Raw genomic sequence first — 17,486 nt, 5'->3', positions numbered from 1 at the left:
CTCGGGACTGCTCTTTTCACTGGTCTCTGCAGTCCAGCCCGGACGGCTGAAGCCCCATGGACGGGTTATTGGCGTCTCGATGAAAAAAAGCAGTCCCGGTCTGGGCCAGAAAATGCTGAGTTTCACGGGTAATCAGATAACGAATTATGATGCTAGATTGCTGAAAGGATTGATTTGGTTATCTGTTATAACGATCAAAGAGGAGAATGAATGAAGAACAGCCGTTTGGAGGTGCTGCGACAGAGAATGCCTCAGATACCGGGAATCCTGGGAAGAGATGAATATCACTCTTCGGCAATACTTGTTCCACTGATTTATTTAGAAGGTGAAGAACATTTCCTCTTTGAAAAGCGAGCCCCCTACATTCGCCAGGGCAGTGAGGTCTGCTTTCCCGGGGGTCATGTCGATCATTCAAATGATTCCGACGGCCTCGAAACCGCTCTGCGTGAGGTTGAAGAAGAGCTGGGGCTGGCGCGGGAGATGGTTGATGTCATCGGACAGCTGGATACTCTTGTTTCTCCCCGGGGAATAATTGTGGAATGCTTTCTTGGTGTACTTAAGCTGGAGGATGTCGGCAGCCTCACCCTGGATAGCGAAGAGGTAGATGAGGTATTTACCGTCCCCGTATCCTGGTTTTACCACAACCCTCCTGAGGTTTACCGGACCCGGGTCGAGATCCAGTCGTCCTATGTCGATGGAGACGGGAAAAAACACATTCTGCTTCCCGTCGAAGAGCTGGGTTTGCCTCGACACTATAAGGACAACAGGAGTGAGTGGATGAAGCGCGTCGTTGTATATCGCCGAAAACCGGACATTATCTGGGGGTTGACGGCTGCTATTGTCGAAAATGTCGTGACCACAGCCCTCCCGCAAAACAGCGAGCCGGAAAGGATGGTATAGCAATGTGCATTATCCTCTTTTCATATAAAAGCACCCCGGGGTATCGCTTCATTCTGGCTGCAAACCGTGATGAATTTCACCTCAGGCCTACGGCACCGCTGTGCTGGTGGGGAGATGATCAACAGATTCTTGGTGGCAGGGATCTGCAAGCCGGAGGGACCTGGCTCGGTGTGAACCGGCAGGGAAAATTCGCCGCCCTGACCAATTACAGGGAAATGGTGCAAAATTCCGTCTCTGCCCGATCAAGAGGAGAGATTATTCCCCATTTTTTAACGGAAAACGATGATTATCAAAATTTCCTCCAGACTCTTGCAGCCGAAGATCAAAGCTATAGAGGGTTTAATCTTCTTTTAGGAGACGAGGAGGAACTCTATTATTATTCCAACAGGTTTGTGACCTCCAGGCGGTTGTCCGCCGGTATCTACGGCTTGAGTAATCACCTGCTCGATAGTTCCTGGCCCAAGGTTAAGCGCGGCAAAATGCTTTTTGAAGATGTGCTGCGGTATGAAAGCTTTACTGTGGAAGATCTTTTCGGTGTGCTGGGTGATACTTTGCGGCCGCCTCTAAACAGCCTGCCGGATACCGGTCTGAACCAGGAATGGGAAAAGATGCTCTCCCCCATCTTCATTTGTGGTGAAACTTACGGTACCCGTTCATCTGCGGTTTTGATGATTGCGGATGACGGCGTGATCAGTTTCCATGAACGTACCTATATTCCTGGTTTAGGAGTCGAAAAGTCTGAGATCGTCAAGAGATTTACACCGAGGTAGGCAGGCTGTCACCGGGGATTTTGTCACTGTCGGTAAAAAAAGGAGCACCATCATGCATTTTGACCTGATTGTAATCGGTTCCGGCCCGGCCGGCCAGAAGGGAGCGATTGCTGCGGCAAAGCTTGGCCGCAGCGTTGCCATCATCGACAGGCAGGCGATGTACGGTGGAGTGTCGCTACATGGCGGCACAATTCCCAGTAAAACCCTGCGGGAGGCGATCCTCTTCCTGTTCGGGCTGCATCAGAGGGCTTTTTACGGTCACGATTATACCGTCAAGGAGGAGATTAATCATGAAGACCTGATTATGCGGGTCCGTATGGTTGAGGAGCGCGAAATGTCGGTGATCAGAGACCAGCTGAAACGTAACCATGTTCAGATGTTCTTCGGTACAGCGCATTTCCGGAACGAGAAGACGGTTGTCGTTATCGGCGAAGGAAATGAGCAGGTGCTTACCGCCGATAATATTCTTATAGCCTGCGGCACGCATCCGATACGGCATGCCAATATTCCTTTTGACGGTGAAACCGTTATCGATGTCGATCAGATCCTCGACCTCACTGATCTGCCTAAAAAGCTCATTGTAGTAGGGGCAGGTGTGATCGGACTTGAATATGCCTCCATGTTTGCCGCTATGGGCATCGGCGTCACAATTATCGATCAGCGGACGGAGATTCTCGGCTTTGTCGACCGGGAGATCATTGATCGGCTGAAATTCAGCCTGATGGAACAGCATACGGTTTTTCGTCTCGGCGAAACCCTGGCACATGTGGAAAAGGAAAGAAACAACCAGGTAAAAGTCACCCTTGAAAGCGGAAAAGTGATTCGCGGCGACACCTTTCTCTATGCTGTCGGCAGGCAGACTAATACAGATACACTCAATCTGGAGGCAATTGGCCTGAAAACCGATAAAAAGGGCAGGATCAGTGTCAACGAAGACTTCCAGACTAATATTGACCATATCTATGCAGCGGGAGATGTGATCGGTTTTCCTGCTCTTGCAGCGACCTCCATGGAGCAGGGGCGACTGGCCAGCTGCAATATGTTTTGTCATCCCGCCAAAACATCCCATGAACTGCTGCCCTATGGCATCTATACCATTCCCGAAATTTCCATGGTAGGCAAGACCGAACAGGAACTCACCGACGCTAAAATACCCTATGAATTCGGAACGGCCCGCTATGATGAATTGGCTAAAGGACAGATTCTGGGAGTGAAATCAGGGTTTGTGAAAATACTTTTTGACCCGAAAACATTGAAGCTTTTCGGCGTCCATATTATAGGAGAACAGGCAGCCGAACTGATCCATATCGGCCAGGCGGTTCTCGCCCTCGGCGGGACTCTTCAATATTTCCGGGATACGGTCTTTAATTATCCAACCTTGGCTGAGGCCTATAAGGTGGCGGCTTTTAATGGTCTTAACAAGCTGCAGGAGGATAATATCTGCCATATCGAATCAGACAGGTGCGGAGATGAATGAAAAGACGGCGGAAGAGCTTCTGATTTATGATGAGGAAACCCTTCTGAAAACCAGAGTCGGGAGCATTGTCTCTGCCAGGGTGCGCAACCATCGAACCGATCGGGAAGACTTGTTTTATCGTATTGATTTCCCGGATTGGGTCAATGTAATAGCCATTACCGCCGCTCATGAAATAGTGCTGGTAAAACAGTTTCGTTTCGGTTCCCGACGGGTAGAACTGGAGATTCCCGGAGGTGCAGTGGAGAAGGGCGAATCTCCACTTGCTGCAGGCCAGCGTGAACTGCTTGAAGAAACGGGATATGTCGGGCGCAACGCCAGGATAATCGGGGAGGTTTGCCCCAATCCCGCCATCCAGAATAACCGCTGCTTTACGGTCCTGGTGGAAAATGCAGAATACAGCAGGGGACAATCCATGGATGAGATGGAGGATATTGAAGTTGTGGTAGTACCCTACTTAGAGGTGAATGAACTTATAACTTCCGCACAGATCACCCACGGACTAGTCCTCAATGCTCTGATGTTTTATGAGGTAATGGTGCAGAAGTAGATATCGCCGCTTTTTAAATTCTTTTTTCATGATGATTTCGTGAAGCCATCGAAGTTGTCGAGGTAGTCGTCTTTGTCCAATCTTCATGCGGAGACGAATCCTTTCTGTTCTTCATACGGTATTTTCTATATCTTAACCAAGATGAGTTGAATAAGGTCCTCCAGACAGCACTGTCCTAACGTTTTGCTGATTTCCCGGCCTAGGTGTGATCAGGAAAATCCCATTTTCGTTCCAGAATAATTGATATGAGATACAGATAATATTTAACATTGACTTAAACGTAAAGGTAAGGTATAAGGGGAGGGAAATCAGCCCTTAGTAATTTACGTAAGCGTTCGTCTGGATGGGCGAGAGGTACCTCAACGTCAAGGGAGAAGAAGGTTATGAACGAGCTGTTGTTTCAATCCATTCCTGCTGTTTTGAAAGAAAATGCAAGACGTTACAAGGATAGGACGGCAATCAGTTATAAAAAGAGAAATACATATCTTTCCCTCACCTATGGCCAATTTTACGAGAGAGTCTTAATGTTGGCTCGAGGATTACGTAAAGCAGGAGTGGAGCCGGGGGACCGGGTGGCCATTTTCTCGGAAAATCGTCTCGGCTGGGCCATCTCGGATTTTGGTATTCAATGTGCCGAGGCAATAACAGTTCCCATTTATGCTACCAATACAGGCGAACAGGCGGCTTACGTCATAAATCACTCTTCGGCAAAGGTCGTTTTTGTTTCCACCAGAGCTCAATACGAGAAGCTGCTCTCGGTCCGGGACCGAATTCCCGATGTCGATCTGATAATATCCTATGAGAGATTCCTTGGGGATCGGAGTTTCCCGGTCTTTACGCAGTATCAGCTTTCCGAGGTTTCCCATCCGCTTTCTGAGGAAGAAAAAGAGGTTATCGAGGCGCAGATAGATGCTATCTCCCTGAAGGATCTCATCACAATCATATATACCTCGGGCACTACCGGAGTACCGAAAGGGGTCATGCTTTCTCAGGAAAATATCCTCTTCGATACCATTTATGGACTGAAGCAGCTGGGGCATCCGCTGGACCGCCAGGAAACCTTTCTCAGCTTTCTGCCCTTAAGCCATGTGCTGGAAAGAACCGGTGGCTATTATGCGGCAATCTACAGCGGCAGCCATATAGCCTTTGCTGAAAATGTGCAGAAGGTTATGGAGAATATTATCGAGATCCGCCCGACGGCAATGGTCAGCGTTCCCAGGCTTTTTGAAAAAATATACTCAAGAGTGTATGAGAGCGTCCACCAGATGCCCAAACCGCGGCAGGCCCTTTTTCACTATGCCGTAGAGGTGGGGAAAAAATACGTAAGATTAAAATATATAGACAAAAAGCCGACAGGGCTTCTCGGCCTGAAGTACCGCTTTTTCGATAAACTTGTCTTTAAGAAGGTTCGTGATCGTTTTGGCGGCAAGTTGCGATTTTTTCTCTGCGGCGGAGCCCCGTTGGATAAGACTATTAATGAATTTATGTGGGCCATCGGCATCCCTGTTTTTACAGGCTATGGGCTGACGGAGACCAGCCCTGCGCTGACCTTGACCAATATACGGGATGTCCGCTTCGATGCGGTCGGGAAACCACTGCAGCATACCGAGGTGAAGGTTGCCGCCGACGGTGAACTCCTGGTCAGAGGGCCTCAGGTGATGGATGGATACTATCGCAATAAAAAGGCGACAGAGGAAACCTTCCAGGACGGCTGGCTCCTTACAGGTGATATTGCCAGGGTGGATGAGGAGGGTTTTGTCTATATAGTTGACAGGAAAAAAGAAATAATCGTCACCGCCGGCGGCAAAAACATCGCACCTCAGCCGCTTGAGAATGAGCTGAAACTTGATAAATATATCTCGCAGTCTTATGTCTTCGGCGATGCCAAGCCCTACCTGGTTGCTCTTCTTACCCCCAATATTGAAAGGCTTATAGATTTTGCCAGGGAAGAGAAGCTCGACTATATTGATATGGAAGAACTGGTTACCCATACCAGGGTCATGGAGTTATACCAGGGGAGGGTAGCTGAGTTCAATGCCTCCCTGCCTTCCTATGAAACGATAAAGAAGTTTGTTCTACTTCCCCGAGAGTTCACGATTGAAGGTGGAGAAGTTACTCCCACCCTGAAGTTGAAGCGCAAGGATATCTACACTATTTACAAAGACCGGATTGAAGAAATGTATGGAAATAATGGTAATGGCTCCAATGGTAAGCCGGAAACTACACATGGAGGATTAAAATGAGGCAGATTAATCGAGTAGCAGTACTCGGCGCCGGTGTAATGGGTGCGACCATCGCAGCCCATCTGGCCAACGCAGGACTGGACGTTGTCATGCTTGATATCGTTCCCAGAGAATTGACGGAGCAGGAGAAGGCCAAGGGCTTGTCCCTTGAGAGTCCGGTTGTTCGCAATCGTATTGCCACTAAGGGACTTCAGGACCTGCTCAAAATGAAACCCGCTCCTTTTTATCTGAAGGAGTATGCCAAGCAGATTGAAGTAGGAAATTTTGAAGACGATCTGGCAAAACTGCAGGAATGCGACTGGATCATCGAAGTGGTGGTCGAACATATGCCTATCAAGCTCGACCTTCTGGAGAAGCTGGTGCCCCATATTTCTCCGGGTGCAATTCTGTCAACGAACACCAGTGGGCTTTCCATAAATGATATGGCGGAGGCGCTCCCTGCCGAGATTCGCAGAAATTTCCTGGTAACCCATTTTTTCAATCCGCCGCGATATATGCATCTGATGGAGATCGTCGGCTGTAAGGATGCCGATCCCGAGGTGATTTCCGGCATGGCTGAATTTATCAACAGGCGTCTGGGCAAGGGAATCGTCTATGCCAAGGACACTCCCAACTTTATCGCCAACCGCATCGGCGTTTATGCCATTTATAAAGGCATAGAGCATATGGTTGATCTGGAGATGACGGTCGAGGAGGTTGACAGTGTCGCCGGACCGGCAACGGCCAGGCCGAAGAGCGCAGCCTTCAGAACGGTGGATCTGGTCGGACTGGATACCTTGGGGCATATCGCTGAAAACACCTATGGACTTCTCCCTGACGATGAAGAGCGCGAGGTTTTCAAGGTTCCGGACTTCATGCAGAAAATGATTGAAAAGGGCCAACATGGCAATAAAACCAAAAAAGGTTTTTATACCAAGAAGATGGTCGACGGCAAACGATTGATCTACTACTACGACTATAAAGCCGGAGAATACAAGCCTCTTGAAAAACCTAAGTTCCCTTCGGTCATGGCTGTCAAGCAGGTTGACGATCCGGGCCAGAAAATCAAGATGGTCATGGCCGGCACCGACAAGGGCGCCGAATTTGCCTGGCGATCATTGCGCGACACCCTGATCTATACCGTGAACCGTATTCCGGAGATAGCCGATGACGTGGTCAATATCGACAATGCCATGAAGTGGGGCTTCAACTGGGAAATCGGTCCCTTTCAGATGCTCGATGCCATTGGCGTAGCCAAGTTTGTCAAGCGGGCCGAAAAAGATGGAATTGCGGTTCCGGAATCCCTGAAGAAGTTGGAATCATTCTATAGATTCACCGAGGAAGGCATGCAGGAGTTTTATGATCTGCAGGAGGGAGTCTACAAGCCGGTACCGCTCTATGAAGACCAGATCAAGCTGGAGATTCTCAAGCGTCGACCCGGCAATGTCGTCGAAAAAAATGCCAATTGTTCAATTCTTGATCTTGGTGACGGTGTCTTCGGCTTTGAGTTTCACTCGAAGATGAATGCCATCAGCGGCGACATTCTCGCTATGACTCACAAAGCCGTGAAGCGTGCCGAGAATGAAGGTATAGGTCTTGTTATCGGAAACCAGGGGGTAAATTTCTCCGTGGGCGCAAATCTGATGATGCTGGCCGTGGCCCTTGCCGAAGGTGCTTTTGAAGATGTGAACATGGTTATCAGCTCCTTCCAAAAGGCGACCATGGCCGTCAAATACGCCAAGGTGCCCGTTGTTGCCGCACCATTCGCCATGGCTCTCGGCGGCGGTTGTGAATTCACCCTCCATTCGGATGCCGTCAATGCCCATGCGGAAACCTATATGGGACTGGTTGAAATCGGTGTCGGATTACTGCCTGCAGGCGGCGGTACCAAGGAAATGTGTCTGAGGGCGGTCGATCTGGCCACTCAATATAAAACCGATGTTACCCCGTTTATATTCAAAAACTTCGAACTGATAGGCATGGCCAAGGTATCCATGGGTGCAGCCGAACTCTACGACATGGGCTACATGCGTCATAACGATTCCATTACCATGGATATCGACAGGCTTATCGCGGATGCCAAGAAGAAGGTGATCGGGTTGGCCAACAACTACCGGCCCAAAAAACCCCGTGAGAATATTCCTGCCCCGGGACGCAGTGTTGCCGCCAGTATCAAGAGTCAGCTCTGGAATATGAAAATGGGTAATTTCGTTACCGAATATGAAGCTGAAATGGGCGGCATAATCGCCGAGGTTCTTTGCGGTGGTGATGTGAACGGCGGTACCTTGATTTCGGAAGAATATCTGTTGAAGCTTGAAAGAGAGGCTTTCCTCAAGCTTTGCAGCAACAAGAAGACATCCGAGCGTATTCAGCATATGCTGAAGACAGGGAAGCCGTTGCGCAACTAATTACTAAATTCACTACCCATGTGGGAGGACTAGATATGAAACAAGCCTATATACTGGCAAGCTACCGCACACCAGGTTGCCGAGCCAATAAAGGAAAATTGAAAGACGTACGTCCCGATGACCTTGCCGCCATGGCAATCAAGGGACTTATGGAGCGTACCGACGTGGATCCGCAGAGGATCGAAGATGTCTATCTCGGCTGCGCTTTCCCGGAAGCTGAGCAGGGTATGAATATGGGCCGCGTCGCTGCAATGAAAGCGGGGCTTCCCAAGGAAGTACCAGGCCAGACTATTAACCGCTTCTGCTGCTCCGGTATCCAGACCATTTCCATGGCGGCGGAAAGAGTCATGCTGGGTTTTGCCGACTGCATCATCGCCGGCGGTGCCGAGTCCATGTCGTCCGTTCCCATGGGCGGCAATAAATACAGCGCCAATCCGGGATTGGTTGAGAACTGGCCCGAATCCTTTTCATCCATGGGCATCACCGCTGAACTGGTTGCGGAACAATATAATATCAGCCGTGAGGCAATGGATGAATTTGCCGCAGCCAGCCATGCCAAAGCAGCTGCCGCTATAAATGCAGGCCGTTTCGAGGATGAGATCATTCCTGTTGAGGTCGAAAGAGACACACTGGTTAACGGCAAGATCAAGCGAGATAAGGAGCTGGTCAAGATAGACGATGGTGTCCGTGAAGGAACCACCCCTGATGTTTTGGCCAAACTTCGCTCCGTTTTCAAGCTAGGTGGTCCTGTCACCGCCGGCAACTCCTCCCAGACCACGGATGGCGCTGCCGTTTCAATGGTGGTATCGGAAGATTTTCTCAAAGAGATCGGCAAGGATCCTTTTGCCAGATTCGTCGCTTACGCCGTCAAGGGTGTTGCTCCGGAGGTTATGGGAATAGGCCCGATAGCAGCTATCCCGGCTGTCCTGAAAATGGCCGGTATGCAGCTTGGCGACATTGATCTGATCGAGCTGAATGAAGCCTTTGCCGCTCAGGCCCTGGCGATCATTCAAGAGCTTGGCTTAAATCAGGAAATCATCAATGTCAACGGCGGTGCCATCGCCCTGGGTCATCCTCTGGGATGCACCGGAGCAAAACTGACGGCAACACTGCTGCACGAGATGGGCCGGCGTCAGTCGAAATACGGTCTGGTTTCCATGTGTATCGGCGGCGGCATGGGTGCAGCCGGAATTTACGAGAAACTATGAGTCCATCCCGGCACCTTCAATGACTTTTTACGATATAATTCTAAGAGTACTCAAAGAAAAAAAGATTGTTCGTGGAAACCCTCAGGTCATTCCGGATGTACTTCCTGAATGACCATTCCAGGATTATCATGAGTTGTCTCTACATATAAGGAAGATAAAAATGGCTGAAAAAATTTTGAAAGGCGGCGAATACCTGATAGCCGAAGTTCCCTGCGAGGATGTCTTTACTCCGGAAGAATTCAGTGATGAGCAGAAGCAGATTGGTGAAACCACTGAGCAATTCATCATCAATGAGATTTTCCCCCATATAGACGAGATTGAAAAACAGAACTTCGATCTGGTCATCGAGGGTATGAAAAAGTGCGGCGAACTGGGACTGCTGATGATGGATGCACCGGAGGAGTACGGCGGGTTGGAACTCGACAAGGCCACCTCCATGCTGGTTGGAGAGAAAATTTCCATGGGCGGTTCATTTTCGGTTGCCTTTTCGGCACACTCCGGAATCGGTACCCTGCCTCTGATTTATTATGGAACGCATGAACAGAAGGAAAAGTATCTGGAGAAAATCACTTCCGGTGAATGGTGTGCCGCCTATTGTCTTACCGAACCGGGATCGGGCAGCGACGCTCTGGGGGCGCAGGCCTCGGCGGTTCTTTCCGAGGACGGCAAGCATTATATCCTCAACGGTACCAAACAGTTTATCACCAACGGCGGTTTTGCCGAGCTGTTCACTGTTTTTGCCAAAATCGATAAGGAGCATTTTACCGCCTTTCTGGTGGAGAAAAGTTTCGAGGGTCTGGTGGTGGGAGCTGAAGAAAAGAAACTGGGTATTAAAGGATCCTCGACCACGCAGATCATCCTTGATAACTGCAAGGTCCCCGTGGAGAACCTTCTCGGCGAAGCCGGTAAAGGGCACAAAATTGCTTTCAACGTCCTCAATATAGGACGCTTTAAGCTTGGGGCAGGGGTAACAGGCGCGGCCAAAATGGCGATGGTGGAAGGCATCAAATATGCCAACGAGCGCAAGCAGTTTAATACTCCGATCAGCCAGTTCGGCGCAATTAAAGAGAAAATTGCCAATCTTACTGCTGGCATATATGCATCGGAATCACTGGTTTACCGGCTGGCCGGTCTGCTTGATAACAAAATCGCCACCATTGATAAATCCATCGACAACTATTACGAAGAATACCTTAAAGCCATAGAAGAATATGCTCCGGAATGCGGAATTTCCAAGGTCTTCTGTTCGGAAGTGCTGGCCAAAACAGTCGATGAGGTTGTCCAGATTCACGGTGGTTATGGATATGTCAGCGAGTATCCCGCCGAAAGGTACTATCGCGACGAGCGTATCAACAGGATCTTCGAAGGCACCAATGAGATCAACCGCCTTCTTATCCCGGGAATGATTCTTAGAAAAGCCATGAAGGGCGAGCTGCCTCTGCAGGCTGAAGCGATGAAGGCCTTCGAATCCCTGATGACCCCGAGCTTTGAAGAGATCGAGGACAAGCCTTTCGCCGCGGAAAAAGAACTCCTCAAAAATCTGAAGACTCTTTTCCTCATCCTGGCGGGAGCGGGGGTACAGAAATATATGGACAAGTTGGCCAATGAGCAGGAAATTCTGATGACCGCGGCCGATCTGGCCATTCAGATTTTTGCTCTGGAAAGTGCGGTTCTCCGTGCCGAGAAAAATTATGAGGCAGCCTCCGAGCGCAAAAAAGAGCTCTATCTTGCAGCCGTCAAGGTGTTTGCCTTTGAAGCAGCGGAAATAGCGGGAACGGCCGCACGTAAAGGTGCCTTCTATGTTGAAGAAGGCGATACCCTGACCATGATTCTCTCCGGTGTACGGCGCTTCACCAAATATGATGCCGGCGGTCTCCTTCAGGCCAAGCGGTTGCTTGCCGAGGCTGCATGTGAAGAGGAAAAATATCTCTTTTAGTACCTTACTCCTGAAAAACCGTTATAAAAAAACAAGAAAACGGAAAGTACTTTAACAGACAACCCGTTAAGCATACTGCCAAGGTACTTATCCAGCTCAGCTGGGTTAGTACCTTACTCCGAAAAAACCGGGAGATCTCCCTTGCAGACACAGACACGACCAGTGTCTGTGTCTGCAGTTTCGGGTGTTCGTGCTCCAGAGGAATCAAAGAGCCGAAGAGGCTCTTTTTGTTTCGTATCTAGTTGAGGAAAGCATGGTAATTCAACAGCATACCATCAATACTCCCTATATGGTAGGCCCTGTTCACTGTTATACGGCGGAAAGAGGCAGTGAACTGATCCTCTTCGATACCGGCCCGCCTACCGCGGCAAGCAGGAGATATCTTGCCGAGAATATAGATTTGAGCAGGCTCAAGTATATCTTCATGACCCATTGTCATATCGATCATTACGGTTTGGCGAGTTGGCTTGAAAAGGAAACCGGGGCCCGGATTTTCATTCCCTATCGAGATGGCCTGAAGATGGTTGCCCATGAAGAGAGGCTGCACGATATGTATGTCGTCCTCCAAAATCTCGGCTTCAGCGGCGATTATCTTGATGAATTGCACCGTAGCCTCGCCGACGGCAGGATCTTTCCGGACTTTCCTAAGAAATTCAGCATCGTCGAAGATGAAATGCCGCGGCATCTGGATATCTTTTTTCAGGGATGTCCGGGCCACTCCCAGAGCGATATTGTCTACTATACCGAAGACGGCACCGAAGACAGCGCCGAAGACAACGCCGACCATGCCGAAAATTGGGCGGTAACCGGGGATGTGCTGCTCAGGGGAGTTTTTCAGTCACCGCTTCTCGATGCCGACCTGGAGACCGGGGAGCGCTTCAAAAATTATGAAGCCTACTGCGCAACCCTTCTTAAACTGGCAAAGCTCAGGGGGAAACAAATCTGTCCCGGGCATCGCAATAATATCGATAGTGTCGATGATTCCCTTCTCTTTTATGTTTCCAAGATGCTGGGCCGGGTACGGCAGCTGGGAGAGTATGGCCGCCATGCCAATGTGGCTGAAGTCATCGAACGGCTCTTTGCCGACTCCGTCAAGGAGCCGTTTCATGTCTACCTCAAGGCCTCGGAAATCATCTTTATGCAGGATTTCCTGCACCATCCGGAACTGCTGAAAAAATCACTTGTGGAGATCAACCTTTTTCATCAGGTCGAACCATTGTATACCACCGCTGTATCAGGTCAGGGAGTATAAAACATGATTGATCCTTTATTCCAGCCAATTACCATCGGTTCTCTGCTCGTAAAAAACCGTATATTCATGCCTGCCATGCATATGAACATGTGCCACAATTCCATGGTGACCGAGCAGCTGCTCGAGTTCTACCGGAAAAGGGCCGAGGGCGGAGCAGGGTTGATAAGCGTGGGATATGCCACTGTCGATCGACTCTCCGGGAACAGGGGCAATATCGGCGCCCATGACGACAGCTTTCTTCCTGGCCTTCAAGAACTTGCGGCGGTAATTCATTCGGGCGGAGCCGCAGCTGCCGTGCAACTCAATCATGCCGGGCGCTACAACCACTCGTTTTTTCTAGGCGGCCAAAAGCCGGTGGCTCCCAGTGCCATAGCCTCACGATTGACCCGGGAAACCCCGCGGGAGATGGAAGCGGAAGATATTGCCGCCGTGCAGCAGAGTTTTGCCGACGCTGCTCAGCGAGTAGTCAATGCGGGCTTTGATATGGTGGAGATCCTGGCGGGCACTGGCTACCTAATTAGTGAGTTTCTCTCTCCCCTTACCAATAAGCGGCATGATCAGTATGGTGGCTCTCTCGAGAACCGTTTGCGCTTCGGGCTTGAAATAATCCGTTCAGTGCGCTCACAGATTGGTGATTTTCCGCTGCTGGTCCGCATTAACGGCAATGATTTTATGGAAGGCGGTTCGAGCAGGGATGAGTTGCAGTACTTTGGTGTGAAGCTTGCCGAGGCAGGCGTGGATGCTCTCTGCATCAACGTGGGCTGGCATGAGGCACAAATTCCCCAGATCGTCACCAAGGTTCCCCGGGGCGTCTTTGCCTATATGGCGCGGGAGATGAAAAAACAGGTGGCTGTCCCGGTGATTGCCAGCCATCGAATCAACGATCCGCAGACCGGGCGCAGACTAATCGCCGAAGGGTACTGTGATCTGGTGGCCATGGGCAGAGCCCTGATTGCCGATGCCGAACTGCCCAATAAGGCACGGAAGGGAGAGGAGCGGAAAATTCTCCACTGCGTTGCCTGCGGCCAGGGATGCTTCGACAATCTCATCAAGATGAAGGCGGTCGAGTGCCTCTGTAATCCCCTGGCGGGACATGAGCAGGACTTGAATTTTACCACAACAGCGCTGCCGCGAAAGGTGATGGTGGTCGGCGGCGGTCCCGGAGGTATTAATGCAGCTCTGGCTGCTGCAGCCAAGGGTCACGAGGTGACGCTGTATGAAAAAGACATGCAGCTGGGCGGTCAACTTCGTCTTGCCGGTGCCTCTCCGGGAAGGCGGGAATTTCTGGTGCTCGCTGATGATTTGACGGCAAAACTTGCCGATTCCACGGTCAGGGTCATCCTCAATACCGAAGTTGACGGGGCCCTACTGCTGGAGGAAAAGCCTCATACCGTCATTGTGGCCAGTGGCGGCACCCCAATTTTCCCGGTAATTGAAGGCGCCGACATGGATCACGTGGTCCAGGCGTGGGACGTTCTCAAAAAGAAGTGGGTACCGGGTGAAAATATCGTCATTATTGGCGGGGGTGCGGTAGGTGTCGAGACCGCGCTCATGGTGGCGGAACAGGGCACTCTCTCCGGGGAGGAATTGAAATTTCTGCTCGTCAACGGTGCCGAGTCCCTCAATGCCATGATGGAACTCGCCCTGCAGGGCAGCAAAAAGGTGACGCTCATCGAGCTTCAGGACAAGCTCGGCAATAATTTCGGCAGATCCACCAGGTGGTCAATGCTCCAGGACGTGCAGCGCTTCGGGGTCAACACCAGAGTGGAGTCCCGGGTCATCCGCATCGAAAAGGATGGAGTCCTCATTGAAAAGGGCGGCAAGGAGGAAATGATCCCGGCCGATACCGTCATTCTGGCGGTTGGCACCCTCCCCGACAATTCCTTGCAGAAGGCCGCCAAAGAGTTGAACATCTTCTGCACAGTGATAGGCGATGCCTCAAAACCGGCAACCGTACTCGAGGCAACGCATCATGGATTCAGGGCAGGTCTGGAAATCGTATAATGGGGGCAACACTTCTTTCTTTTCTCATGGCAAGGGCCGGGAAATCGGCTTTCTGGCTCTATGTCCTGAATATACTGCTGTCCCGAACCATTCCTTTTAACAGTCCGCATAAATTCCGTGTTATCGAAATTGATGCGGAAAAAATCAGCACGTTTGCCCCTTATCGCCGAAGCAATTTTAATCATATAAAGGGAATTCATGCCTGTGCGATTGCCACTGCAGCGGAATTTTCAGCAGGATTCCTGCTGCTCACCAACCTGGACCCGGTACAGTATCGCCTCATCATGTCGAAACTGGATGCAGAGTATTTCTACCAGGCTAAAAAGGATATTATTGCCTCGGCGCAGTTGAGTGAAGAGCGGTTGCACAAGGAAGTATTACTGCCCCTGGCAGACCGTGAGGCGACAACCATTGAGATGAAAACGGTGGTGCGGGATGTCATGGAGAATACAGTGGCCGAGGTGAGAACGACATGGCAGGTAAAGCGCTGGAACAGGGTGCGTACCAAGATATGACAGGGCCGACTGAGAGGTTTCGCTGATGGCGGGATTCAGAAGGCGTAACCAATTTGAATTTAAAACCTTATTACCTCTAAGCCTCAGCTCAAGGTAGGGACTGCTCTTTTCATGGGTCTCTGCAGCCCGGACGGCTGCAGCGAAGCCCCCATGGACGGGTTTAAGGCGTCCCGATGAAAAGAGCAGTCCCGGCCTGGGCCAGGAGATGCTGAGTTTCAAGGGTAATCATATTTAAAAATATACAGGGGAGATTAATCAAAGTGATACTCTTTAACCCGTCGAAATACCAGCGAGACCATGCTGATGCACTCTCGCGTGAATTGGTGGAGAAAACCATCCAATTCTTTGAGAACAAAGGGTTGCAGAAAATAAAGGAAGATGATCAGTCCATGATCTGGTATGAGGATTTTCTGCAGTTTATTAAGAAAGAAAAGATATTTGCCACCCTGCTTACTCCACAGGAATATGGGGATGGTACCACCCGATGGGATATGTGGCGCCTCAGTGAATATAACGAAGTGCTGGCCTTTTACGGCCTCTGTTACTGGTATGCCTGGCAGGTGACTATTCTGGGCCTGGGCCCTATCTGGATGGGGGACAACGAGGAAATCAAGAAGAAGACCGCGCAAATGCTGCGGGACGGCGGAGTTTTTGCCTTCGGCCTTTCCGAAAAGGAGCATGGCGCCGACCTCTACTCCAGCGAAATGAAGCTCTATCCCCAGGAAGACGGCAGCTATCTGGCCCGAGGCTCTAAATATTACATCGGCAACGGTAACTGCGCCGCCCTGGTATCGACCTTTGCTAAAATAGACGGCAGCGATGAGTATGTCTTCTTTGCGGTTCGTTCCGATCACCCGCAGTATGAATGCGTGAAAAAGATTGATACATCCGGGGTGCGCCAGGCCTATGTCTCCGAATATGCCCTGCATGACTATCCTATCACCGAGGCGGATATTCTCTCCCGGGGAAAACTCGCCTGGAACTCGTCTTTGAATACCGTCAATATCGGCAAATATGAACTGGGCTGTGCCTCCATCGGCATCGCTACGCACGCCTTTTATGAGGCACTCAATCATGCGGCATCAAGAGAGCTTTATCATCGCAAAGTTACGGATTTTCCTCATGTCAAAAAGCTTTTCACCGAATCCTATGCCCGCCTGGCGGCAATGAAGCTGTTTGCCCATCGTGCCGCTGATTATCTGCGCGCTGCTTCCGATCAGGATCGGAGATATCTGCTTTTTAACCCGATTGTCAAAATGAAGGTTACCGGCCAGGGCGAAAAGGTTGTCGGTCTTCTCCATGAGGTTATAGCCGCCAAGGGCTACGAGCAGGACACCTATTTCGAAATGGCCATTCGTGATATCGGCATGCTGCCCAAGCTCGAAGGTACCGAGCACGTTAATATGGCGCTGATCATCAAATTTGTGCGCAACTACTTTTTTGAGCCGCTCGACTATCCTGAGATTCCCGTGAAAAAAGAAGAGGGTGATGATTCCTATCTCTTTCATCAGTATACCGGCGGGTTGGCCGATGTCCGCTTTCCCGATTACCGGCTTGCCTATCGTGGCGTGAGCTCGGCCAATATAGATATCTTCAAAGAGCAGGTTGAACTCTTCCGTTCCTTGCTGATCAGCGCGCCGCCCTCAAAGGAGCAGAGCGCCAATATCGATTATATGCTGGCCGCAGGCGAACTTTTTACCCTGATAGTCTACGCGCAGCTTATCCTTGAGCATAAAGATGAGTATGGAGTGGATGATGACCTGCTGGAGCAGATATTCAGCTTCCTGATCCGTGACTTTTCCAACTCTGCTTTGCAGATGGTGCTGGGATATGATAACAGTGATGAGCAGGAAGAAATTTTCAAAAAAATGATCATCAAGCCGAAGAGGGATCAGGACGCTTTCAACCGGGTTTTTCAGGAACAGGTACTTTCCCTGAAGGATGCCTATCGCATGAATATGTAGAGAAGGAGGTAACTATTCAGCAGCACACCATCTGTCCACGAATCAAGGCGTCCAGCATACCTAATGTATAGCTAACCACCCTGCTTATGGACATATGGCTCACCCGGAGTCGGAGTTAGTTTATGCCCGTCAGGGTGCTTACCTCTAACCCAGCTGAGCTGGATAAGTACCTTGGCAGTAGACTCAACCTGCTGGTTTTTAAGGCACAGTTTCCGTTTTCTTGTTTTCTTTGGCAGTTTTTCAGGATTAGGGTACTAAACAGTTACAGACACGTAGTTGGCCA

The 17,486-nt window shown here is 50.3% G+C and carries 12 protein-coding genes; all 12 read left to right on the top strand.

Annotated elements, in window-relative coordinates:
• Positions 1–210 precede the first annotated feature (210 nt).
• The 12 genes from JWG88_RS04580 (at position 211) to JWG88_RS04525 (ending at position 17,203) form a co-directional block, all read left to right on the top strand.
• Complete coding sequence (locus JWG88_RS04580) at positions 211–900, top strand: NUDIX hydrolase (protein WP_205232535.1); 690 nt, start codon at positions 211–213, stop codon at positions 898–900.
• 2 nt (positions 901–902) lie between these two features.
• On the top strand, positions 903–1,670 hold the full coding sequence (locus JWG88_RS04575) for an NRDE family protein (protein ID WP_205232534.1): 768 nt from the start codon (positions 903–905) through the stop codon (positions 1,668–1,670).
• Positions 1,671–1,722: 52 nt separating this feature from the next.
• Entirely contained in the window at positions 1,723–3,147 is a 1,425-nt protein-coding gene (gene sthA / locus JWG88_RS04570) for a Si-specific NAD(P)(+) transhydrogenase (protein WP_205232533.1), read from the top strand.
• Complete coding sequence (locus tag JWG88_RS04565; protein ID WP_205232532.1) at positions 3,140–3,694, top strand: NUDIX hydrolase; 555 nt, start codon at positions 3,140–3,142, stop codon at positions 3,692–3,694. The genes sthA and JWG88_RS04565 overlap by 8 nt, the downstream gene beginning before the upstream one ends.
• Before the next feature lie 383 nt (positions 3,695–4,077).
• Positions 4,078–5,937: an AMP-dependent synthetase/ligase gene (locus JWG88_RS04560; protein ID WP_205232531.1), complete on the top strand. Its 1,860-nt coding sequence runs from the start codon at positions 4,078–4,080 to the stop codon at positions 5,935–5,937.
• Positions 5,934–8,324 carry a 3-hydroxyacyl-CoA dehydrogenase/enoyl-CoA hydratase family protein gene (locus tag JWG88_RS04555; RefSeq protein ID WP_205232530.1) on the top strand — a complete coding sequence of 797 codons (2,391 nt, stop codon included), beginning with the start codon at positions 5,934–5,936 and terminating at the stop codon, positions 8,322–8,324. Before JWG88_RS04560 ends, JWG88_RS04555 begins: the two co-directional genes overlap by 4 nt.
• 35 nt (positions 8,325–8,359) lie before the next feature.
• Positions 8,360–9,532 (top strand): thiolase family protein, encoded by a 1,173-nt coding sequence (locus tag JWG88_RS04550; protein ID WP_205232529.1) that lies wholly within the window; start codon positions 8,360–8,362, stop codon positions 9,530–9,532.
• 160 nt (positions 9,533–9,692) lie between these two features.
• Positions 9,693–11,468, top strand: a complete 1,776-nt coding sequence (locus JWG88_RS04545; RefSeq protein WP_205232528.1) for an acyl-CoA dehydrogenase FadE — start codon at positions 9,693–9,695, stop codon at positions 11,466–11,468.
• 253 nt (positions 11,469–11,721) lie between these two features.
• On the top strand, positions 11,722–12,720 hold the full coding sequence (locus JWG88_RS04540; protein WP_205232527.1) for an MBL fold metallo-hydrolase: 999 nt from the start codon (positions 11,722–11,724) through the stop codon (positions 12,718–12,720).
• A 3-nt stretch (positions 12,721–12,723) separates the two neighbouring features.
• Positions 12,724–14,724 carry an oxidoreductase gene (locus tag JWG88_RS04535; RefSeq protein WP_205232526.1) on the top strand — a complete coding sequence of 667 codons (2,001 nt, stop codon included), beginning with the start codon at positions 12,724–12,726 and terminating at the stop codon, positions 14,722–14,724.
• Positions 14,724–15,239: a DUF4442 domain-containing protein gene (locus tag JWG88_RS04530; protein ID WP_205232525.1), complete on the top strand. Its 516-nt coding sequence runs from the start codon at positions 14,724–14,726 to the stop codon at positions 15,237–15,239. The genes JWG88_RS04535 and JWG88_RS04530 overlap by 1 nt, the downstream gene beginning before the upstream one ends.
• A 260-nt stretch (positions 15,240–15,499) precedes the next feature.
• Positions 15,500–17,203, top strand: coding sequence for an acyl-CoA dehydrogenase family protein (locus tag JWG88_RS04525; RefSeq protein WP_205232524.1), 1,704 nt, complete (start codon positions 15,500–15,502; stop codon positions 17,201–17,203).
• The last annotated feature ends 283 nt before the right edge of the window (positions 17,204–17,486 follow it).

Origin of the sequence: Desulfopila inferna (genome assembly GCF_016919005.1) — a bacterium.
GTDB classification, from domain to species: domain Bacteria; phylum Desulfobacterota; class Desulfobulbia; order Desulfobulbales; family Desulfocapsaceae; genus Desulfopila_A; species Desulfopila_A inferna.
This window is presented reverse-complemented; position numbering and strand designations above follow the sequence as displayed.